18 protein-coding genes are annotated in these 20,474 nt (G+C 66.4%); 2 read left to right on the forward strand and 16 right to left on the reverse strand.

Features of this window, described 5'->3' with window-relative positions; translation table 11 throughout:
• Nucleotides 1-3: 3 nt before the first annotated feature.
• The 12 genes from ACI766_RS18450 to ACI766_RS18505 form a co-directional block, all read right to left on the reverse strand.
• Nucleotides 4-1,932 carry a DNA/RNA non-specific endonuclease gene (locus ACI766_RS18450; RefSeq protein ID WP_003159877.1) on the reverse strand — a complete coding sequence of 643 codons (1,929 nt, stop codon included), beginning with the start codon at nucleotides 1,930-1,932 and terminating at the stop codon, nucleotides 4-6.
• Between the two features lie 91 nt (nucleotides 1,933-2,023).
• A complete protein-coding gene (ilvA, locus tag ACI766_RS18455; protein ID WP_003082739.1) occupies nucleotides 2,024-3,571 on the reverse strand; it encodes a threonine ammonia-lyase, biosynthetic in 1,548 nt (515 codons plus the stop codon).
• Entirely contained in the window at nucleotides 3,568-3,975 is a 408-nt protein-coding gene (locus ACI766_RS18460; RefSeq protein ID WP_003133421.1) for a YybH family protein, read from the reverse strand. The genes ilvA and ACI766_RS18460 overlap by 4 nt, the downstream gene beginning before the upstream one ends.
• A 265-nt stretch (nucleotides 3,976-4,240) precedes the next feature.
• The gene (locus tag ACI766_RS18465) at nucleotides 4,241-4,753 is read right to left on the reverse strand and encodes a prealbumin-like fold domain-containing protein (protein WP_003082734.1); all 513 of its coding nucleotides are present in this window, start codon (nucleotides 4,751-4,753) and stop codon (nucleotides 4,241-4,243) included.
• Between the two features lie 59 nt (nucleotides 4,754-4,812).
• A complete protein-coding gene (locus ACI766_RS18470) occupies nucleotides 4,813-5,145 on the reverse strand; it encodes a DUF883 family protein (protein WP_003082731.1) in 333 nt (110 codons plus the stop codon).
• Nucleotides 5,146-5,273: 128 nt separating this feature from the next.
• Entirely contained in the window at nucleotides 5,274-7,472 is a 2,199-nt protein-coding gene (locus ACI766_RS18475; protein ID WP_087823862.1) for a TonB-dependent receptor, read from the reverse strand.
• A 238-nt stretch (nucleotides 7,473-7,710) separates the two neighbouring features.
• Nucleotides 7,711-8,601 (reverse strand): heme o synthase, encoded by an 891-nt coding sequence (cyoE, locus tag ACI766_RS18480; RefSeq protein WP_003082726.1) that lies wholly within the window; start codon nucleotides 8,599-8,601, stop codon nucleotides 7,711-7,713.
• 10 nt (nucleotides 8,602-8,611) lie between these two features.
• Nucleotides 8,612-8,947 carry a cytochrome o ubiquinol oxidase subunit IV gene (gene cyoD, locus ACI766_RS18485; protein WP_003109258.1) on the reverse strand — a complete coding sequence of 112 codons (336 nt, stop codon included), beginning with the start codon at nucleotides 8,945-8,947 and terminating at the stop codon, nucleotides 8,612-8,614.
• Nucleotides 8,947-9,576, reverse strand: coding sequence for a cytochrome o ubiquinol oxidase subunit III (cyoC, locus tag ACI766_RS18490; protein WP_003086858.1), 630 nt, complete (start codon nucleotides 9,574-9,576; stop codon nucleotides 8,947-8,949). The genes cyoD and cyoC overlap by 1 nt, the downstream gene beginning before the upstream one ends.
• A 3-nt stretch (nucleotides 9,577-9,579) precedes the next feature.
• Nucleotides 9,580-11,556 carry a cytochrome o ubiquinol oxidase subunit I gene (gene cyoB / locus ACI766_RS18495; RefSeq protein ID WP_003082705.1) on the reverse strand — a complete coding sequence of 659 codons (1,977 nt, stop codon included), beginning with the start codon at nucleotides 11,554-11,556 and terminating at the stop codon, nucleotides 9,580-9,582.
• A gap of 6 nt (nucleotides 11,557-11,562) precedes the next feature.
• The gene (gene cyoA / locus ACI766_RS18500; RefSeq protein ID WP_003082702.1) at nucleotides 11,563-12,558 is read right to left on the reverse strand and encodes a ubiquinol oxidase subunit II; all 996 of its coding nucleotides are present in this window, start codon (nucleotides 12,556-12,558) and stop codon (nucleotides 11,563-11,565) included.
• Between the two features lie 626 nt (nucleotides 12,559-13,184).
• Nucleotides 13,185-14,726 (reverse strand): MFS transporter, encoded by a 1,542-nt coding sequence (locus ACI766_RS18505; RefSeq protein ID WP_015648437.1) that lies wholly within the window; start codon nucleotides 14,724-14,726, stop codon nucleotides 13,185-13,187.
• Nucleotides 14,727-14,883: 157 nt separating this feature from the next.
• On the opposite strand from ACI766_RS18505, the gene ACI766_RS18510 reads away from it, so the two are divergent.
• On the forward strand, nucleotides 14,884-15,498 hold the full coding sequence (locus ACI766_RS18510) for a TetR/AcrR family transcriptional regulator (protein ID WP_003082696.1): 615 nt from the start codon (nucleotides 14,884-14,886) through the stop codon (nucleotides 15,496-15,498).
• Nucleotides 15,499-15,505: 7 nt separating this feature from the next.
• Here ACI766_RS18510 and ACI766_RS18515 read toward each other — a convergent pair whose 3' ends face one another.
• Both ACI766_RS18515 and ACI766_RS18520 read right to left on the reverse strand, forming a co-directional pair.
• Nucleotides 15,506-15,892, reverse strand: coding sequence for a DUF4440 domain-containing protein (locus tag ACI766_RS18515; protein ID WP_003082694.1), 387 nt, complete (start codon nucleotides 15,890-15,892; stop codon nucleotides 15,506-15,508).
• 13 nt (nucleotides 15,893-15,905) lie between these two features.
• Nucleotides 15,906-17,264, reverse strand: a complete 1,359-nt coding sequence (locus ACI766_RS18520; protein WP_023122212.1) for an MDR family MFS transporter — start codon at nucleotides 17,262-17,264, stop codon at nucleotides 15,906-15,908.
• A gap of 107 nt (nucleotides 17,265-17,371) precedes the next feature.
• Between ACI766_RS18520 and ACI766_RS18525 the strand changes: the two genes are divergently transcribed.
• The gene (locus ACI766_RS18525) at nucleotides 17,372-18,283 is read left to right on the forward strand and encodes a LysR family transcriptional regulator (protein WP_003082689.1); all 912 of its coding nucleotides are present in this window, start codon (nucleotides 17,372-17,374) and stop codon (nucleotides 18,281-18,283) included.
• Nucleotides 18,284-18,333: 50 nt separating this feature from the next.
• On the opposite strand, the gene phnX is transcribed toward ACI766_RS18525, so the two are convergent.
• Nucleotides 18,334-19,161, reverse strand: a complete 828-nt coding sequence (gene phnX / locus ACI766_RS18530) for a phosphonoacetaldehyde hydrolase (RefSeq protein WP_003100114.1) — start codon at nucleotides 19,159-19,161, stop codon at nucleotides 18,334-18,336.
• 35 nt (nucleotides 19,162-19,196) lie between these two features.
• Nucleotides 19,197-20,312, reverse strand: a complete 1,116-nt coding sequence (gene phnW / locus ACI766_RS18535; RefSeq protein WP_003086851.1) for a 2-aminoethylphosphonate--pyruvate transaminase — start codon at nucleotides 20,310-20,312, stop codon at nucleotides 19,197-19,199.
• Between the last annotated feature and the right edge of the window lie 162 nt (nucleotides 20,313-20,474).

Raw genomic sequence — 20,474 nt, forward strand, 5'->3', positions numbered from 1 at the left:
ACCTCAGCGGCCCTTGCCGGCCGGCCCCGGCCGGCTCAGCAGGAGGTCGTCCGGTCCGTCGATCTCGATGAAGCGACCGCTTTCCAGCGCCTCCTCCAGCGGCGTGCCGGCGAGCACGTCGGCCTTGCGCAGGGCGCTGGAGAAACGCAGGTCGGCGCTGGCCTCGACCTTCGCCAACGGCACCTGGTAGGTCTTGAACGCACCGTAGCGGAAGCCTTCGCTGGGCATCATCCCTTCCTGCCCCAGCAGGTAGGCGGACACTCCCAGTTCGCCGCTGTCGGCGTCGATCATCGCCACCACCTTCCAGAACTCCAGCGGCACCTGCACGCCCTGGTAGAGCGGATCGTCGTCGCGGAACACCGGACCGGTGAACACCGAGATGCGGAAGCCCTCGCTCCTGGCGTTCTGCAGCACGTAGTCCTCCAGCGACAGCCAGCTGCGCTGGTTGAGCTGCGCCACCTGGGGCACCGCGTTGGTGTAGACGAAGGTGTCGTCCTCAGCCTGCCGGGCGACGGCATCGCTGTCGCCCCAGCCGGGATCCTCGCGACGCACCATGTGGCCCTTGTCGAACGAAGCCGGGCCGTAGAAGTCCTTGTGTCCGACCTGCGCGGCCGCCTCGATGCGCGGGTCGAAGCCCCAGGAATCCTTGCGCTTGAGCGAACGCTTGAGCGCGCCGTCGATATTCACCGCGGTGAGGATCGGCAAGCGCCGGCTGGCGCTCATCACCACCGAGAAATGCAGGTAGTCCAGGCGCATGCCCTTGCCCACCGGCAGCACCTGGTGGCTCTTGCCCGGCTTGGGCAAGGCCGCCTTCGGCCCGAGGAAGGCCTCGTCGAAACCCTTGCGCTCGGCCAGGTCGGCGACACTGCGCTGCTTTTCCTGGAAGCGCGGCACGCCGCGCTTCAGCTCCGCCCCGGCCACCGGCACCCAGGCGCGACGCGCCAGCAGGCTGCGGATCACGCTGGCCTTCACCGCATAGTTGGTCTTGCGGAACTGGCCGCCGAAGTGCAGGCCGACCACCTCGCCGCCGTCGATCGAAAGCACCGCCGAGCCGGAATTGCCGCCCAGGGTCGAGCAGTCGTGGGTCAGGTACCAGGCGTCATGGGGCAATCCCACGACTTCGCCGGGAGCGAAGCGCTTGACGTCGTAGATGTTGCCGAAGATATCTTCCATCGCCCCGGCGTCGTTGCGGCTGTCGCGCGCCGGATAGCCGACCACCGCCACCGCCTGGCGCGGCTCGGCATCCTGGCGCGCGAGGACCAGCGGCGGCGGCAGCAGGTCGCCCTTCACTACCTGGAGGATCGCCATGTCCGGCGCCTCGGAGACGTCCGGGGCAATCCACAGGACCCGCGCGATCACATGCTCGTCGCTTTCCGGCTGGCGGTATTCCTCGCGGAAGTCCACGCGGGTGCGCACCTGCTTGCCGGCCTGGTTGAGACGGAAGCGGAACAGGCTGCCCTGGCGTTCGGCGAACAGGCTGGCGACATGCCGGTTGGTGACGATCAGGTCGTCCTCGATGCGCCAGCCGGTACCGCACCAGTCCATGCTGTCGTGGTCGATCAATTCCAGCCGACCGACCGAGCGGATCGGCGTGGCCAGCGCGGCGCGATGCTTCTTCAGGCGCTGCTCCAGGCCGGCCAGCGGCGCTTCGTCGAAGATACCGTTCTTCACCAGCAGCACCGGCCGGCTCTTGAGCAGGACGATCGCCTCGCTGAAGCGCCGCGAGTCGAAGAACGAGGCGTCGGATTCCGGCGACACGCTCTTGCCCAGGTGGTCGGCGATCTGCTCGCGGCTGGCGTTGTACGCCGGCACGTTGCTCCACTCACCGCGGGCGGCGAGGTGGGCGAGTTCCTCGCGGGTGCCCTTTTCCTTCAGTACCGAGCAGACCCGCAGTTCTTCCGGCGTGGCCCGCCGGGGGTTGCGCTTGCGCATGGCCATGTCCCTCGCTGGGCGGATATCCCTGGCAGGAGTCTAGCCGAGGGACATGACAGGGCCATGTCCCGCTGGCGCACCGCCGCGCAGCTCAACCGGCGAACAGCCGGTAGGCCGGGTTGTGGGTTTCCTCCCAGTACGGATAGCCGATGGCTTGCAACGCCGCCTCCAGCTCGCCGCGCTCCTCGTCCGGCACCTGCAATCCGGCCAGCACCCGACCGTCGGCGGCGCCGTGGTTGCGGTAGTGGAACAGGCTGATGTTCCAGCGCGAGCCGAGCTTGTCGAGGAAGTTCAGCAAGGCCCCGGGGCGTTCGGGAAACTCGAAGCGGAACAGCCGCTCGCGGCGCACCTCGGTACCGTGGCCGCCGACCATGTGGCGGATGTGCAGCTTGGCCATCTCGTTGTCGGTCAGGTCGAGTACCGGGAAGCCCTGCTCGCGCAGGCCGGCGAGCAGGTCGGCGCGGCTGTCGGTGAGCGGATGGGTCTGCACGCCGACGAACAGGTGGGCCTGGCGGTCGCTGTGGTAGCGGTAGTTGAACTCGGTGATCTGGCGCCGGCCCAGCGCCGCGCAGAAGGCCTTGAAGCTGCCCGGCCGCTCGGCCACGGTGACGGCGATGATCGCTTCGCGCTGTTCGCCCAGTTCGGCGCGCTCGGCAACGTGGCGCAGGCGGTCGAAGTTGATGTTGGCACCGGAGTCGATGGCCACCAGGGTCTGCCCCTCGGTGCGTTCGCGGGCCACGTACTTCTTGATCCCCGCTACGGCCAGGGCGCCGGCCGGCTCGGTGATCGAACGGGTGTCGTCGTAGATGTCCTTGATCGCCGCGCAGATTTCGTCGCTGCCGACGGTGATCACCTCGTCGACATGGTCCTTGCAGACCTCGAAGTTGCAAGCGCCGATCTGCGCCACCGCCACCCCGTCGGCGAACAGCCCGACCTGGCCCAGCACCACCCGTTCGCCGGCGGCCAGCGCCGCCTGCAGGCAGTTGGAATCCTCCGGCTCGACGCCGATCACGCGAATATCCGGACGCAGGTGCTTGACGTAGGCGGCGATCCCGGCGATCAGGCTGCCGCCGCCGACCGGCACGAAGATCGCGTCGAGGCGGCCGCTATGCTGGCGGAGGATCTCCATCGCCACCGTGCCCTGTCCGGCGATCACGTCCGGATCGTCGTAGGGTGGGACGAAGGTCATGCCTTCGCGCTCGGCCAGTTGCAGGGCATGGGCCAGCGCATCGGGGAAGGCGTCGCCGTGCAGCAACGCCTCGCCGCCGCGCGCCAGCACGCCCTTGACCTTGAGTTCGGGAGTGGTGCGCGGCATCACGATCACCGCCCGCACGCCCAGGCGCTGCGCCGCCAGGGCCAGGCCCTGGGCATGGTTGCCGGCGGAGGCGGTGATCACCCCGCGGGCCTTCTGCTCGTCGCTCAGGCGCGCGACACGGGTGTAGGCGCCGCGGATCTTGAAGGAGAACACCGGCTGCAGGTCCTCGCGCTTGAGCAGCACCCGGTTGCCCAGGCGCTGGGACAACTGCGGCGCGACCTGCAAGGGGGTTTCCACGGCGACGTCGTACACCGGCGCGGCCAGGATGCTTTCCACGTAGCCGGCCAGCAGGGGTTTGCTTGCGCTGAGGGTCGAGGCGCTCATCGGCTGGCCTCCGCGCTCGCCGCCACCGAGGCCAGCAGGTCGGTGCCGTAGGAGTTGTCCACCGCGCAGCGCCACTGGCCATCGGCCTCCTGGCGGAACACGTACGTGGCCCGACGTTGCAGGCGTCCGGCCTTCGACTCGATCAGCGCCTCGGCCATGACCAGCGCAGTATCTCCCGCCTCGATCACCCGCAGGTCGTGCTGGCGCACTCGCAGGCTGTGCTCGAAGTGCCGGGCGATGGCGTCGAACGCCTGGCGGATCTGCGCCTTGCCGCAGGCGTTGAGGCCCGGCTTGACCACCAGGGTGGCGTCGTCGCAGTAGAAATCCATCAGGGCATCGAACTGCCCGGCATTGATCAGGGCGTCGGCCCGGCCAACGAGGTTCTGGAGGGTCTGGTGCTGCATGCTGTTCTCCCGGTTCGGTGGTTTTGGCCCAGGAGACAGAACGAAGAACCCGCCTCGAGGGCGGGTTCGGAGTGGACGCTGGCTAACCCGCCATAGCTGGAATGGCGGTAATAATGCTGCGGCGGGTAAGCAGGGTCGCGAAGGTCATGGGTATCGAAACTACGGCGCAGGCCCGTTGGCTGTCAAGCGGTCCGGCCGCGCCGGCAGGAAAAAGCCCCTGCCGCGATGGCAGGGGCTTGCCGTTTTGGCCGAACACCGCCGGAGGTCAGCGGGTCAGCAGCACCTTCTGCGGCTGCGAGCCGCTCACGGTGACCAGCTTGGTGACGGTGCCGCCCTCGGTGATGGTCTTGCCATCGCTCTGGGCGCTCCAGGTCAGCTCGCTGGAAATGTAGTAGGTGCCGTTGGGGATGTGGTCGAAGTCGAAGCGACCGTTCTGGTCGGTGGTCGCCTCGCGCACGTAGGTGGCGCGTCGCGGGTCGAGCACCGGCGGTTGCACGTCGGGATCGCGCTTGGCGGCATCGAGGTTGCCGAACTTCGCGTAGTAGGCCTTCATGTAGCTGGTCGCAGGCTCCAGGGTGACCTTGGTGTTGGTCCCCTTCTGGATCGCACCCGACGCACTGGTCAGGTACAGGTCGCCGTTGATCACGCCCTCGCCCACCTGCTGGGTCGCCGCGTATTCATGCTCCGGGAAATCCGGCAGGTCGTTGGGATTGGAGGCGCAGGCCGCCAGGGCCACGGTCATGGCCAGGAGGCCGAGGTTCTTCTTGATCGAAAGCATGGGCAATTCCTTTTTTCAAGCGAAGGTAACGAGTCCGTTGTGCGGCACCGACCGCGTGCTCAGGAGCGACGCCCGAGCAGGAAGCCGGCGAGCAGGCCCACCGCGGTGGTGATGGCCACGGTCTGCCAGGGATTGGCGCCGATATAGCTTTCCGTCGCATCCACCGCGTGGCGGCTGCGTTCGGCCACGGCGCTACCGCCCTTGCCGAGGGCATCGTTGGCCTTCTCCAGCAGCGCGCCGATCCGCGCACGGGCGCTGTCGGCCTTGTCGCCGGCGAAAGCGGCGCTGTCGGCGAGCATGCTGTTGGCTTCGGAGAGCAGTTCCTGCAGCTCGCTGTAGCTCTGGTGCTGGATCTGCTCGAGGTTGTCTTTCACTGCGTTCTTGCGTGCCATCGAAGAGGCTCCCTGAAAAATGACTTGCAAAGGAGTTGATAGGCGCCGCAGTGAAAAAGTTCAGAGGAAATCGCCGGGAAGAACCGGCGCCCAGGCAGTGGGCGCCGGCTTCCATGGCCTGCCTGCCGTCAGAACGCGTAGATCGCCGAAAGAATCGCCGTGCGACCGTCGCCATACTCGATGGCCGAGGAGCGCGACTGGTTGCCGTACACCTGGCGCACCCGCTCGACGTAGGCCTTGTCGAACAGGTTGTCGAGGTTGAGTTGCAGTTTCAGGTCGCGCGTCGCCTGGTAGCCGAGCATCATGTTGTGCACCCAGTAGGCATCCAGCTTGCCGTTGTCCACCGAGGTGACGTTGCGCTGGCTGACGTAGCGTGCGCCATAGCCCAGGGTCACGCCCTCGGGCAGTTCGTAGGTGCTCCAGAGGCTCAACGAGCGCGGCGGGGTATTGCCCAGGGCCTGTCCCTCACGCTGCGGGTTGCTGGATTTCAGGGTTTCGCTGTCGAGGTAGGTGTAGGTGGCGAAGAGGTCCCAGTGCTCGTTCAGCTTGCCGCTGGCGCTCAGCTCCAGGCCACGCACGCGCTGTTCGCCGGCAAGCACGTAGCTGCCGTCGGCCAGGCGTTCGCGAGCGTCCTCCTTCTTCACCTGGAACAGCGCCGCGTCCAGCTCCAGGCGCCGTCCGAGGAACTCCCACTTGGTGCCCAGCTCGTAGGTACTGTTCTTCTCCGGCGCCAGGCCTCCGGTCGCCTCGGTCACGCCCGAGCCGGTAGTGACCAGGTGTTCCGCCGAGGGGTTGAAGGAGGTGCCGTAGGAGAAGTACACCCGCCCGTTCTCCAGCGGCTTGAATACCAGCCCCGCCCGTGTGCTCAGCTTGCCGTCGGAACTGTCGGCGCGCACCGTCGGCTTGCCTGAGGGCGTGCTCCGCGAGGTGCCGTCGATCCAGTCGTAGCGCAGGCCCAGGCTGAGGTCCCAGCGCTCGTCCAGGGCGATGGTGTCGAAGGCGTACAGCGCCTTGACCTCCAGTTCGGTCCGGTTGCGCGCGCTGTCGCGCTTGTCGGTGGGGCCGTTCCAGTAGCCCGGCGGGTTGTGCAGGTCGAAGCCGTTGGCCGGGTAGAACTTGCCCAGGTTGTAGGAGTAGGTGGTGCGGTCGTAGGTCTCGCGGGACAGCTCGAAGCCGCCGATCAGCGTATGCGCCAGGCCGAAGGTATCGAAGCGGCCGGTGAGGTTGGTCTGGTTGATCCACATCCGCGTCTTCGAATCGCGCCCGTAGGCTTGCGGTCCCGCCGGCAGGTAGCGACCCGGCGGCAGGCCCTTCTGGTTGACGTGGGAGGCGGAGATCACCGTGTCCCGATGCAGGTGGGAATAGCGGATGAGGTTCTGCAACTGGAAGTCGTCGCTGAAATCGTGTTCGAGCTTGAGGGTGGCGACGTCGTTGTCGATCCGTTCCTCGTCCAGGTTGCGCCAGCCGAAATAATCGTGGCGGCTGACGCCGTCCAGCTTGCGCCCGTTCAGCGCCGGCACGCCATAGTCGGGAAGGTTCTCGTCGCGCTGGTGGAAGTAGCTCAGGGTCAGGCGGGTCGGGGTGTCCAGGCCGAAGGTCAGGGATGGCGCGATGCCCCAGCGCTGCTTGTCGATCTGTTCGCGCCCGGCGACGTCGTTGTGGTGGGCCATGAGGTTGAGGCGGAAGGCGGTCGATTCGCCAAGCCCTTCCAGCGGCTGGTTGGTGTCCAGGGTCAGGCGCCGGTAGCGGTCCGTGCCCAGCCCGGCGCCCAGGTGGGTGAAGGCTTCGGCCTTGGGCTGCTTGCTGACCATGTTGATGCTGCCGCCGCTGGTGCCGGCGCCGCCGAACACCGAGTTCGGTCCCTTGATCACTTCCACCGCCTCCAGGTTGAACAGGTCGCTGCGGCTGGTCTGGGCGCTGTCGCGCAGCCCGTCCACCTGCATGTTGGCGTTGGCGCTGAAGCCGCGGATGTTGATGCTGTCGCCGGAACCGCCGCCGCCCTCGCCGGCGTTGAAGGTGATGCCGGAGACGTTGGACAGCACCTGGCGCAGGCTCAGGGCGTTCTGCTCCTGGATCACCTTTTGCGGCACCACCGTGACGGTCTGCGGGGTATCCAGCAGCGGCACGGCGTACTTGGCCGAGGCCGAGCGTTCGACCCTGGACGACGCCTGCTCGCCGGTGACCGTGTCGGCTCCCAGTTCCAGGGGATCGTCCTTGCGCGCCGCGTCCTCGGCCAGGGCCGGCGAGGAGCAGGCGGCCATCAACAGCATCAGCGGCGCCAGCGGGCGTTTGGTGGGCAAGGGGGACGGCTCGTTGCGACGATCCATGAAGTACTCCATCTTGGTTATTGAGAATCATTGGCATTTGATTGATGGAGGGTTTTTTTCACAAGCCGGACAGCTCCGAAAAAGCTCCCGGAAAAATCTGATAACCAACGGCAGAGTCCCGGAACAGAGGGCTCGCCGCGCGGCCCTTCTGCCAGGCGGCGTCCGCATCCCTGCCATCGCGCAGACAAAAAAAAGCCCCGCCAATCGACCGGCGGGGCTTTCCCTAAAGCGTGTCGCCTCAGAACAGCGAGGCGACCAGATGGGTGGCGGGCGCCACCTGGAAGTCGATGGACATCATCACGCTCAGCGCGGTGATGGCGACGATGGAGAAGGCGAACAGCTTGCGCGCCCAGACCCGGTCGTCGGCGGTCCAGTAGCCGGTCAGGGCGATGGCCAGCCACCACAGGCTCACCGCCACCGCCACCAGCAGGTAGCCGTAGCCGGCGTAGCCGCCCAGGCACAAGGCGAGGGTCGCCGCCATGAAGGCGAGGATGTAGAGCACGATGTGGATCTTGGTCACCGCGATGCCGCGCGCCACCGGCAGTACCGGGATGCCAGCCGCCTCGTAGTCCTTCAGGCGGAAGATGGCGATGGCATAGGAGTGCGGCATCTGCCACAGGCAGAAGATCGCCAGCAGCGAGGCGGCGCCGGCGTCGAACTGGCCGCTCACCGCGCAGTAGCCGACCACCGGCGGCATCGCCCCGGAGAGGCTGCCGACCAGCGTGCCGTACTGCGAACGACGCTTGAACCACAGGCTGTACAGGCCGACGTAGACGAAGTAGCCGAAGCCGGCCAGCGCGGTGGTCAGCGGGTTGGTCCGCCACCACAGCAGGCCGAAGCCGGCGACCCCGAGGACCAGGCCGTGGGCCAGGGCAGCCTTCAGCGAGATCTGCCCGGTCACGGTGACTCGCCCGCGGGTCCGCTCCATGTGCCGGTCGATGTCGCGGTCGATGCAGTTGTTCAGCACGCACCCACTGGCGACCACCAGCGACAGGCCGATGACCGTGGCCAGCAACAGCATCGGCTCGACGCTGCCGCGGGCGGCGAGGAAGTATCCCCCCGCCACCGCGATCAGGTTGCCGAAGATGATTCCCGGCTTGGCCACCAGGAGATAGCGTTTCAGCTTCACGTCATGGCCCTCAGGGCATCGGCATCATCAGCATGTCGGCGCTGAAGATGATCCACAGCGAGAGACCGACCACCAGCAGGATGACGATCACCGTGAAGATGAACGCCATCACGTTCCAGCGCCCTTCCGACGACATGTTCATGTGCAGGAAGCAGATCAGGTGCACCACCACCTGCACCAGGCCGAGGACGACCATGGTGAGGATGGTCGCGTGGCGCGAGAAGCCGCCGTCCATGACCATGTAGAACGGGATCGCGGTGAGGATCACCGAGAGCACGAAGCCGATCGCGTAGGAACCCAGGCTGCCGTGGCCGGCGCCGTGGTTGTCGTGTGCAGCGCTGCTCATTACAGGGCCCCCATCAGGTAGACGACGGTGAAGACGCAGATCCAGACGATGTCGAGGAAGTGCCAGAACAGGCTCAGGCACATCATCCGGGTGTTGTTCTGCGCGGTGAGGCCGCGGGTCCAGATCTGCGCCATCAGCACCAGCATCCACAGCAGACCGGCGCTGACGTGCAGGCCGTGCATGCCGACCAGGGTGAAGAAGGACGACAGGAAGGCGCTTCGGCTCGGGCCGAAACCTTCGGCGATCAGGTGGTGGAACTCGTTGATCTCCATCCCGATGAACGCGGCGCCGAGCAGGAAGGTGACCCCGAGCCAGGCGATCGCCTGGCCCTTGGCGCCCTTGTGCGCAGAGAGCATGGCCAGGCCGTAGGTGCAGCTGGAAACCAGCAGGATGGCGGTTTCCACCAGCACGTAGGGCAGCTCGAAGATGTCCTTGCCGCTGGGGCCGCCGGCGGTGTGGTGAACCAGCACCGCGTAGGTGGCGAAGACGCTGGCGAACAGCACGCAGTCGGTCATCAGGTAGAGCCAGAAACCGAATACGGTGTTGCCGCCGCTATCGTGTGCATGATCGTGGTCGTGGCCCACTTCGTGGGCGTCGGCCAGATGCTTGTTCAATACTGCCGTCGACATGGTTCAGACCTGCTTGGCGAGTTGCTGGAAACGGGCGCTTTCGATCTTCTCGATCTCTTCGGGCTGGACGTAGTAGTCGACGTCCTGGTTGTAGCTGCGCACGATGAAGGAGCCGATCATGCCGACGAAGCCGACCGCCATGAGCCACCAGATATGCCAGATGGCGGCGAAGCCGAAGACGAAGGCGAACACGGCGATGGAGAAGCCCGCGGCGGTGTTCTTCGGCATGTGGATCGGCTGGTAGGCCGGCAGCTTGCGGTAGGCGGTGCCGGCCTTCTTCATGTCGTGGAAGGCATCCACGTCCTGTACCTTCGGCAGCTCGGCGAAGTTGTAGAACGGCGGCGGCGAGGAAGTGGCCCATTCCAGGGTGCGGCCTTCCCACGGGTCGCCATTGACGTCGGCCAGTTGCTTGCGGTTGCGGACCGAGACGAACAGCTGGATCAGTTGGCAGGCGATGCCGCAGAAGATCAGCACGGCGCCGAAGAACGCGACCACCAGGTAGGGCTTCCACAGCGGGTTGTCGTAGTGGTTCAGGCGACGGGTCATGCCCATGAAGCCGAGGATGTAGAGCGGCATGAAGGCCATGTAGAAGCCCACCAGCCAGCACCAGAAGGAACGCTTGCCCCACTTCTCGTCGAGGGTGAAGCCGAACGCTTTCGGGAACCAGAAGGCGAAGCCGGCCAGGTAGCCGAATACCGCGCCGCCGATGATGGTGTTGTGGAAGTGGGCGATCAGGAACAGGCTGTTGTGCAGCAGGAAGTCCGCGCCCGGGATGGCCAGCAGGACGCCGGTCATGCCGCCGATGGTGAAGGTCACCATGAAGCCCAGGGTCCACAGGATCGGCGTGCTGAAGCGCAGGCGGCCCTTGTAGATGGTGAACAGCCAGTTGAACAGCTTCACCCCGGTGGGGATCGAGATCAGCATGGTGGCCACGCCGAAGAAGCCGTTGACGTCACCGCCCGAACCCATGGTGAAGAAGTGGTGCAGCCACACGGTGAAGCCGAGGAAGGTGATCGCGGCGCTGGCCCAGACCATCGACTTGTAGCCGAACATGCGCTTGCCGGCGAAGGTCGCGGTGACCTCGGAGAAGATACCGAAGGCCGGCAGGATCAGGATGTACACCTCGGGATGGCCCCAGGCCCAGAAGAGGTTGATGTACATCATGGCGTTGCCGCCGAGCTCGTTGGTGAAGAAGTGCATGTCCAGGTAGCGGTCGAGCGACAGCAGGCCCAGCGCAGCAGTGAGGATCGGGAACGAGGCGACGATCAGGATGTTGGCGAAGGTGCAGGTCCAGGTGAAGATCGGCATCTGCATCAGCTTCATGCCCGGGGCACGCATCTTGAACACGGTGACCAGGAAGTTGATCCCCGTGAGCAACGTGCCCATCCCGGATATCTGTAGCGCCCAGATGTAGTAGTCCACCCCTACCCCGGGGCTATAGGCCAGCTCCGACAGCGGCGGATAGGCCACCCAGCCGGTACGGGCGAATTCGCCCAGGCCCAGCGACACGTTGACCAGCATGGCGCTGACCACGAGCAGCCAGAAGCTCAGCGAGTTGAGGAAGGGGAACGCCACGTCGCGCGCGCCGATCTGCAGCGGCACGGCCAGGTTCATCAGGCCGGTCATGAACGGCATGGCCATGAAGATGATCATGATCACGCCATGCGCGGTGAAGATCTGGTCGTAGTGCTCCGGCGGCAGGTAGCCGTGGTTGGCGCCTTCGGCCAGGGCCAACTGGCCGCGCATCATGATCGCGTCGGCGAAGCCGCGGACCAGCATGACCAGGGCGACGACGATGTACATCACGCCGATCTTCTTGTGGTCGACCGAGGTCAGCCACTCGGTCCACAGGTAGGTCCACTTGCGGTAGTAGGTGATCGCACCGACCACGCCGAGGCCCAGCAGGGCGACGACGGCCAGTGTGACCATGACGATGGGCTCGTGGTAAGGCACGGCCGAGAGTGTCAGTTTCCCGAACATCTGCGCTTACTCCTGGGTACTCGGTTGCATGTGCATGTCCTTCATGTCTTTCATGCCCTGCATGGCTTGCATGTCCATGTCCTGCATGTCGTGACCGGTCATGGCGGCTTCGTGCTCAGCCCCGGCGTGCTCGCCGTGCGCGGCACCCTTGGCGTCGCCGTGGTGCTCGTACTTGGTGAGGATGTGGCCGAACAGTTCCGGGCTGACCGAAGAGAAGTAGGTCGGCGGAACGTTCTCGCTCGGCTTGACCAGTTCCGGATAGGTGCCGATCGACAGGCTGGCCGGTGCCGCCTTGACCTTGGCGACCCAGTCCTGGAAGCCCTGCTCGGAGGTGGCGATGGCCTTGAAGCGCATGCCGGAGAAACCGCCGCCGCTGTAGTTCGCGGAGATACCGTCGAATACGCCTTCTTCGTTGGCGATCAGGTGCAGCTTGGTCATCATCCCGGCCATCGAGTAGATCTGGCTGCCCAGCTGCGGGATGAAGAACGAGTTCATCACCGAATCCGAGGTGATCTGGAAATTCACCGGGGTGTCTTTCGGGAAGGCGATCTCGTTGACCGTGGCGATACCCTGCTCCGGGTAGATGAACAACCACTTCCAGTCCAGCGAAACGGCCTGGATGGTGACCGGCTTGACCTCGGAGTCCAGCGGACGGTACGGGTCGAGCTTGTGGGTGCTTTCCCAGGTGATCCAGCCGAGGATCGCGATGATCACGCAGGGCACCAGCCAGACCACCGCCTCGATGCGGTTGGAGTGGTGCCAGTCCGGCTTGTACTCGGCCTGGGTATTCGAGGCGCGGTACTTCCAGGCGAACGCCAGGGTCATCACGATCACCGGGATGACCACGATCAGCATCAGCAGGGTCGCGGTAATGATCAGGGTGCGCTCGTCCATGCCCACCTGCCCTTTCGGGTTGAACAGGGTCATGTCGCAGCCGCCGAGCAGCAGCGCGGGCGCCAGGGAAAGCCATTTCAATGCGGCAAACGGGTTTGCTTTGGTCATCTTCCGGCCTTAATCGATGGAAGGAGCGAGTGGTCGCTCATGGATGTCTCCTTGCAAGGCTTGTGGCGGAGACCGCTGGCTTCAGCCAGTTCCAGACATGCAGTCGCCGCCGGGGTACGGAACGGCCATTGCCCGGCCACGGGAGAAGGCAAGCGGATACCTTTCCCGATTCCGGTGGCGGACTCGTTCCACGCGCTGAGTCGTTCCTTGATGAACAGCGTTTTCGAAGCTGTGCCGGAAGAGGCCAAGGGCGGCCAAGGCACGTGCATGCCTGGGCGAGAAGGATTGCCCTTCCCGCCGGGTGATCAGGTCGCAGTTATCGGTCGGCTATTTGTTGTGCAACAGGCAAGGCAGGAACCCATTTATCGCGATGCGGAGCAGAGACTCGCGCGACGCTCGTTGGACCGAAACTGAGCGTCAGTTATTACAATTCATTTCAGCTGAGGAGCCTATGACACATCTTGCAATAGACTTTCTCAAACATAGATAAAGTAGGGCTTTTACCTGCCTGCGACAGGTTGTCGCAGGCCATACCCTAGCACAACAGTTGGAATACGCGAATATTCTTCGCTTCGAGCAGCATAACGCAAGGAAATCGCCCCCGCACCAGCATCGTGACCCGAGAGTCAGCGTCTATCGGCCTGCAACTGTACCCCTGCCGTTCGTCCAGATGCGCCAACTGTATCCGCCGCCGGGCCGGCGCTAACGCGCAGGCGCCAGAGCAGCGCGGCGGCCAGCAGGGCGCTGGCTCCGGCCACCAGCATAGCCAGACGGAAGCCCTCGGCCAGCGCGGCCGGCAGCTCGGCGTCGAGCCCCGCCAGGGAACCAGGCAAGCGATGGGACGTGACCGCCTGGGTGGCGAGCCGTTGCGCATCGGCAATCCCCAGCCCCTCCAGCCGATCGCCCAGGACGACGATCGCCCGCCCGCTCAGCAGCGCTCCCAGCAACGCGATGCCGACGGCCATGCCGGCCTGGCGCAGGGTATTCATGGTCGCCGAGGCCATCCCGGAACGCTCGCGGGCCACGCTCGCCATGACCGCCAGACCGGTGCCGGGAACGGCCAGGCCCATGCCCAGGCCGAGCGCCACCAGCAACAGGCCGACCCAGGGATACGCGGTTCCCGTACCGCAAGCGGCCAGCGCCAGCATGGCCAGGCCGATCACCAGGTAGCCCAGCACCAGCAGGCGTCGCAGCGGTACGTGCCGCTGCAACCGGCCGAACAGCATGGACAGTGCGCCCATGGCGAGGAACTGCGGCGCCAGGTAGAAGCCGGCCTGCTGCGCCGAGGCACCCTGCACCTGCTGGAAGAACAGGGAGAGGAAGAACAGGCTGGCGTAGCCGGAAAAACCGAGGACGAACGAGGCCAGGTTGCAGACGGCGAACCCGGCCTGGCGGAACAACCCCAGGGGCAGCAGCGGTCGGGCGGTCCGCCGCTCGACGAAGAGGAAGCCAAGCAGGCCGACCCCGGCCAGGAGCAGCGCCGGCCAGGCCGTGGGAGACAACCAGCCGCCCTCTCCCGCGGCGATCAGGGCGTAGGTCAACGCTCCCAGCCAGACCACGCTGAGCAACTGCCCCAGGGGATCGAAGGCGGCGTGCTCGGGGTGCGCGGTTTCCTCGATGCCCCACAGGCCCAGGGCGAGCGCCAGCAGGCCGAGCGGCAGGTTGATCAGGAAGATGCTCTGCCAGCCGGCGTGCTCCACCAGCAGGCCGCCGAGCAGCGGGCCGAGGATCAGCGACAGCGCGCTGAAGGAGGTCCAGCCGCCGATCACCTGGGCGCGCTGGCCGGGATCGTGGAAAGCCTGGGTAAGGATCGACAGCGCGCCGGGTATCAACAGCGCCCCGGCGATGCCCTGGACCGCGCGTCCGAACAGCAGCAGCGGCAGCGAGGTGGCCAGCGCGCAGAGCAGCGAACCGAAGCTGAACAGGCCGACCCCGAGCAGCCAGGTCAGCTTGCGACCGTAGCGGTCGCTCAGCGGTCCGGAAGACAGCATGAAGGCGCTCAGGCACAGCGCATAGGCGTCGACCACCCACTGCAGGCCGGCCAGGTCGGTATCCAGGGCGTACTGCAGCGTCGGCAGGGCGAGGTTGACGATGCTGATGTCGAGCGAGGCGATGAAGGTTCCCAGGTAAATGGCGGCGACCAGGGCGACACGACGCGAAGGGTTCATGGAGTACTCCGATGAGAGGGCGCTGGCCCAGGAATAATCCATTGACCGACGGTCAGTCAATAAATATCGCGAAACATTCTCATCTTCCTGTCATGCCTCGTCTTCCCCTCCACGCTCTTTTACACTGCGGCCAACCCAACCACCGGATCCGCGCTCCATGCCCGATCGCCACGCCGAACAGCCTGCCCGCCAACCGCGCACCAAGCCTGCGGAGGTTCGTCTCGAGGAACTGATGGCGGCGGCGCAGCAACTGTTCCTAGACAAGGGTGTGGACGCCACCACCATCAGCGACATCGTCGCTGCCGCGGGGGTCGCCAAGGGTACCTTCTATCACTACTTCCAAGCCAAGACCGACATCCTCCTGGCCCTGCGCGAGCGCTTCACCCAGGCTTTCCAGCAGCGCATCGCGAATGCCGTCGAGGCCTGTCCGGCGAACGACCATCCCGGCCGCCTGCGCGCCTGGACCGAGAGCGGCCTGGCGGGCTACCTGGAGGGCTACCGGCTGCACGATGTGGTCTACAGCGAGCACCATCACCACCAGCGCGGCAACCAGGAGCGCGACCGCGTGCTGGAGCAATTGGCGGAGCTACTGGAGAACGGCGCGGCGGCCGGCGCCTGGCCGCTGCGCAACCCACGGCTGAACGCCCTGCTGCTCTACTCCGGGCTGCATGGCGCCGCCGACGACGCCATCGCCGGCGGCCGCCTGGATACCCAGCCGCTGGCCGGCGAACTCGCCGATGCCTTCCTGCGCCTGCTCGGTGCCAGCGACTGAGGCAGGCTCAGCCGCAGAAGGTTTCCTGCAGGTGGCGCCAGTACAGCCGCCCTTCGTCGTCACGGTGCAGGACTACGGTGGACAGGCGCTCGCTGCGACCCGCCGCGTCGGACTGGATTTCCCGATAGGCCAGGGTCGCGCCATCCACGCCTGAAGCCAGCAGACTCTCGCCGTCGATCTCGATGCGCAGCCCAGGACGGGTGCCGCCCTTGCTGCGGAACAGCTCGCCCAGAGCAGTCTTGTCCAGGACCACGCCATGCGGCGTGACCATCGAGAAGTCCTCGGCGAAACGCGCCATCAACGCATCCAGCGCGTCAGCCCGTGAGTCGCCGGCCAGCCAGTCGCGGATCGCCACGTGGGCATGGTGGATTTCCCGGCGGTAGGCACAAGTCATGGTGTAGCTCCTTTCAGGTCTGGACCAGGGCGCGAACCCCGGCGGAATCGATACGCCTCACCCACGGCAGAGGCAATAGCGTGAAAGCGGCGGCGAACAGGAAGCAGTGGACGAAGGCCGCGGGGTCGGCCCGCGCCTGCAACAGGTTGAGCAACCCACCGAGCACGGCCATGCCCAGGCAGAACGCCAGTTGCCGATTGATGTTCCACAAGGCGCTGGCATGGCCCATGCGCGCCGCCGGGACGTCGAGCAAGGCCATGCCCTGTGCCGCGCTGCTACACAGGCTGCCGCCGAATCCCATGGTCGCGTAGGCCCCCGCCAGTTGCCAGAAGCCGCTCCCCTCCCCGCTTCGAGCCAGCCACAGCAGGCCGCCGGCCTGTATCGCCATGCCCACCAGCAGCAAGGATTTCGGCCCCCAGCGATTGAAGCGTCGCCGGGTCAGGCCGATGGCCAGGCCGGCCGCCAGCGCCCAGGGCAGCATCAGCGCACCGGCACGGCTCGCGCTGAGGCCGAGGGGGCCTTGCAGATAGAGCATGGCGACCAGGTTGGCGCCCATGAAGGCTCCCGGCACGCAGAGATAGACCAGCATCGCCGTACGCAGCAATGGCGCCTCCAGCAAGCCAAGGTCGAGCAGCGCGTCGGTACGAGCGCGCCCGTCACGCCAGTAGCAGCAGCCCAGCACGCAGGCCAGCAGCGCCAGGAGCAGGCCACGCCCGCCGCCGCCGGGCGATCCCAGCCAGGCGAGCGCCACCAGCAGCGTGGCCAGCGCCGCCGAGCCGAGCAGCAGGCCGCGCAGGTCCAGGCGCTGCGCCGCATGCTTGTGCCTGGGCAGCCAGCGCATCGCCAGGGCCAGCACCAGCAGCGCCGGCGCCACGCTGGCGAAGAAGATCCCACGCCAGGACAGGCTGTCCACCAGCCAGCCGCCGAGGGCAGGCGCCACGGCGGGAACGATCAGCGCCACCAGCATCACCCGTGCGGTCAGGCCGGCCCGTGCCGACGCCGGGACATTCCGATAGGCCATGGCCTGGCCGAGGGGGATCAGTAACCCGCCGGCCAACCCCTGGCACAGGCGCCAGACGATCAACGTCGCCGCCGATCCAGCCAGGCCGCAACCCAGCGAAGCACTGGCGAAACCGGCCAGTGCCAGCAGCATCAGTCGCCGTTCTCCCAGGCGCGAAGCGAGCCAGACGCTCAACGGAATCACCAGGGTCAAGCCGAGCAGGTAGGTGTTGCCGATCCACGCCAGGGTCGCCACCGAAGCGCCAAGGGAACGCCCGATGTCCGGGTAGGCGACGCTGGCGATGAAGATGTTCACCAGGTCCAGGGCGAACCCCAGCAGGTACAAAGTGGCCAGGCGGGACGGTTGATTCATGGGCGCTCCGGAGGTTTGCCGGGGAGCATAGCGAGGCGCTCGCGCTATCTGGAGAGGCTAATCGCGCATAGACTGTCAAATCGAATTTGACAATAGGGTCGCCTTCCATGGTCAGCCTCGACCGCTTCGAAACCTTTCGCGCCGTGGTCGACTGCGGTTCCCTCAGCGCCGCCGCCGACACCCTCGGCCAGACGCGTGCGGTAGTCAGCTTCAACCTCAAGCGGCTGGAGGCCGAGCTGGGCGTTTCTCTGCTCAGCCGCAGCACCCGGCGGATGGCCCTGACCGATGCTGGCGAACGCTTCTACCAGCGCTGCGTGAAGGTGCTCGACGAGGCGCGCCTGGCCATCGACGACGCCCGCGCCGAGCATGGCGAACTGCGTGGCAGCCTGCGCGTCACCACCACCCAGGAATACGGCCTGCGCCAACTGGTGCCGGCCCTGCAGGCATTCGCCCGGCTGCACCCGGCGTTGCAGGTACAATTGTCGACCTCATCGCTGCATGCCGACCTGATTGGCGAACGCTTCGACGTCGCGATCCGCCTGGGGCGCCTGGAGGACTCCACCCACCATGCGGTGCAACTGGCCAGCTTCGAGGTCCTGGCGGTGGCCAGCCCGGCCTGCCTGGCGGCGCTCGGCGAACCGCCGCCGACCGACCTGGAGAGTCTGGAGCGCCTGCAGAATCTCGGTCACAGCCGGCTGGCGGACTCCCTGCCCTGGCAAGTACGCGCCCCCGACGGCGCCCTGCGCAGCTACCGCGGACCGCGCCATCCCATGCTGCTGGCCGACAACGCCGCGGCCCTGCGCGCCTTTGCCCTCGACGGCCTGGGTATCGCCGTGCTGCCGGACTGGCTGGTGCAGGCCGACTTGCGCTGCGGCGCACTGCAACGCCTGCTGGCGGACCACGGGTTTCCGCTCCAGGGCGTGCATGCCGTTTATCCGCCGACCCGCCACCTGCCGTCGAAGGTCCGCGCGTTCATCGACTTCCTCAAGACTCGCCTGGGGCACCCGGACGCCGGTTAGAAAACCGAGGCCGCCGCGGTTGCCCGCGGCGGCCTCGGCACAGACGTGGCTCAGTTACCCTGCGGCATCTCGCCGCGCGCCAGGCGCGCATTGATGTCGCGGACCACCGCCGGCAGCTCGGCGATGGTCTCGATCAGGTAGTGCGGACGCGAACCTTCGAACATCTGTTCGATACGCGTCCGCTCGCGCTCCAGTTCGGCCGCCGGCAGCGCCTTGTACTGCTCGTAGGTGAGGCCCAGGGCATTGCCCGAGCAGGTCAGCGCCACCGTCCACATCCCGGCGCGGCGCCCTTCGAGGATACCCGGCCAGGTGTCGTCGACCTTCACGCAGGCCGCCACATCGTCGATCCCCAGGGCGATCACGTTGGCCAGCGCCTGGGCCGGCCATGGCCGGCCGTTGGGCACTTCGTCGGTGGCCACCACGTGGTCGGCGACGTAACCGTTGGTCTCGGCCAGGGCTACCACCTTCTCCATCACCACCGCCGGATAACCGGAACAGGAACCGATCTTCAGGCCCATCCCGCGGAGTTCGGCGATCGCCTGCAGGGCGCCGGGGATCAGCGCCGAATGTTCGGCGATCTTTTCGATCTGCAGCGGCATGAAGCGCTCGTAGATGGCGGTGACATCGTCGTCGCTGGGCAGGCGGCCGAAGACGGCGCGGTAGCGCTCGGCGATCGCCGGGATGTCGCAGAGGGTGCGGATGTGGTCCCACTTGCCCATTCCCATCGGACCGCGCGCTTCCTCCAGGCTGACCTGGACGCCGAATTCGGCGAAAGCCTCGACGAAGATCTGGGTCGGCGCGAAGGAGCCGAAATCGACCACGGTTCCCGCCCAGTCGAGGATGGCGGCCTGGAGGGTGGCTGGCTGGTTGTAATTCATTGTCGTGAACCCTTTTCTGCTCGTTGTCGTTCAGTTCAGATCTCGAGGACTTCCAGTTCGCGCAGCGCCTCGCCGATGGCGGCGACCGCCTGCCGCATCTCCGCGGCGTCGACGTGGCCGATGCAGCCGACGCGGAAGGTTTCCACCTGGGTCAACTTGCCCGGATAGAGGATGAAGCCCTTCTCCCGCACGCGTTGGTAGAAGTCGGCGAAGCGGTAGCGCGGATCGCGCGGCGCGTGGAAGGTAACGATGATCGGCGCCTGGATTTCCGCCGGCAGGAAGCTGCGGAAACCGAGCCGGGCCATCTCGCCGAGCAGCGTTTCGCAATTGCTCGCGTAGCGCCGCTGGCGCGCCGGCAGGCCGCCCTCCTCTTCGTACTGGCTGAGCGCTTCGTGCAGGGCGGCGACCACATGGGTCGGCGGGGTGAAGCGCCACTGCCCGGTCTTGCGCATATAGGCGTGCTGGTCCTGCAGGTCCATGGCCAGGGAGTGGCAGTTGCCGGCGCTGGCTTCCAGGGCGGCGCTGCGGGCGAAGACGAAGCCCATCCCGGGGACGCCCTCCAGGCACTTGCCGGAGGCGGCGATCAAGGCATCGAACGGAACTTTCCGGGCATCGATCCCGATCGCCCCGAAGGAGCTCATGGCATCGACGATCAGGCGCTTGCCGTGACGCTCGACGACCTTGGCGATGGCCTCGAGCGGATTGAGGATGCCGGTGCTGGTCTCGCAGTGGATCAGCGCCACATGGCTGATCGCCGGATCGGCGGCCAGCAGACGCTCGACGTCAGCGGCGGTGGTCGGCACGTTCTCTTCGGTCTCGAAGGTGCTGAAGGGCCGTTGCAGGACCTCGCAGATCTTCGCCAGGCGCTTGCCGTAGGCACCGTTGATCAACACCAGGACCTTGCCGTCGCGCGGCACCAGGGTGCCGATCGCCGCTTCCACGGCGAAGGTGCCGCTGCCCTGCAACGGTACGCAGGTGTGGCTGCCTTCGCCGCCTACGATCTTCAGCAGGCGCTGGCAGACGCTGGCGGTGAGTTCGTTGAAATCGCTGTCCCAGGAGCCCCAGTCGACCATCATCGCCCGACGGGTACGGTAGGAGGTGGTCAGCGGACCGGGGGTCAGCAGGATGGGTGCGCGTTCGGCAGTGCTCATGCTCATTTCCTCTGCGGGAATCGGCCAAAGAAACCGGATCGGGCTTCGCGGTCCGGGCGGTCGTTCCGCGCCGGCGTTCCAGGGAAGCCTGGAGACATAAGGTGAGCGCCGCGCTACTATCGTTCAAATTGTTTGTTCCGATGCCAGCCATAAGCCAGGCCG

The sequence above is a fragment of the Pseudomonas sp. DL genome (assembly GCF_047199225.1).
In the GTDB taxonomy this organism is placed as follows: Bacteria; Pseudomonadota; Gammaproteobacteria; order Pseudomonadales; family Pseudomonadaceae; genus Pseudomonas; species Pseudomonas aeruginosa.

Bases quoted from the DNA above. Each gene is read 5' to 3' on its own strand.
- ACI766_RS18450 (WP_003159877.1), bottom strand. From the start codon at position 1,932: ATGCGCAAGCGCAACCCCCGGCGGGCCACGCCGGAAGAACTGCGGGTC.
- ilvA (WP_003082739.1), bottom strand. From the start codon at position 3,571: ATGAGCGCCTCGACCCTCAGCGCAAGCAAACCCCTGCTGGCCGGCTAC.
- ACI766_RS18460 (WP_003133421.1), bottom strand. From the start codon at position 3,975: ATGCAGCACCAGACCCTCCAGAACCTCGTTGGCCGGGCCGACGCCCTG.
- ACI766_RS18465 (WP_003082734.1), bottom strand. From the start codon at position 4,753: ATGCTTTCGATCAAGAAGAACCTCGGCCTCCTGGCCATGACCGTGGCC.
- ACI766_RS18470 (WP_003082731.1), bottom strand. From the start codon at position 5,145: ATGGCACGCAAGAACGCAGTGAAAGACAACCTCGAGCAGATCCAGCAC.
- ACI766_RS18475 (WP_087823862.1), bottom strand. From the start codon at position 7,472: ATGGATCGTCGCAACGAGCCGTCCCCCTTGCCCACCAAACGCCCGCTG.
- cyoD (WP_003109258.1), bottom strand. From the start codon at position 8,947: ATGAGCAGCGCTGCACACGACAACCACGGCGCCGGCCACGGCAGCCTG.
- cyoC (WP_003086858.1), bottom strand. From the start codon at position 9,576: ATGTCGACGGCAGTATTGAACAAGCATCTGGCCGACGCCCACGAAGTG.
- cyoB (WP_003082705.1), bottom strand. From the start codon at position 11,556: ATGTTCGGGAAACTGACACTCTCGGCCGTGCCTTACCACGAGCCCATC.
- cyoA (WP_003082702.1), bottom strand. From the start codon at position 12,558: ATGACCAAAGCAAACCCGTTTGCCGCATTGAAATGGCTTTCCCTGGCG.
- ACI766_RS18505 (WP_015648437.1), bottom strand. From the start codon at position 14,726: ATGAACCCTTCGCGTCGTGTCGCCCTGGTCGCCGCCATTTACCTGGGA.
- ACI766_RS18510 (WP_003082696.1), top strand. From the start codon at position 14,884: ATGCCCGATCGCCACGCCGAACAGCCTGCCCGCCAACCGCGCACCAAG.
- ACI766_RS18515 (WP_003082694.1), bottom strand. From the start codon at position 15,892: ATGACTTGTGCCTACCGCCGGGAAATCCACCATGCCCACGTGGCGATC.
- ACI766_RS18520 (WP_023122212.1), bottom strand. From the start codon at position 17,264: ATGAATCAACCGTCCCGCCTGGCCACTTTGTACCTGCTGGGGTTCGCC.
- ACI766_RS18525 (WP_003082689.1), top strand. From the start codon at position 17,372: ATGGTCAGCCTCGACCGCTTCGAAACCTTTCGCGCCGTGGTCGACTGC.
- phnX (WP_003100114.1), bottom strand. From the start codon at position 19,161: ATGAATTACAACCAGCCAGCCACCCTCCAGGCCGCCATCCTCGACTGG.
- phnW (WP_003086851.1), bottom strand. From the start codon at position 20,312: ATGAGCACTGCCGAACGCGCACCCATCCTGCTGACCCCCGGTCCGCTG.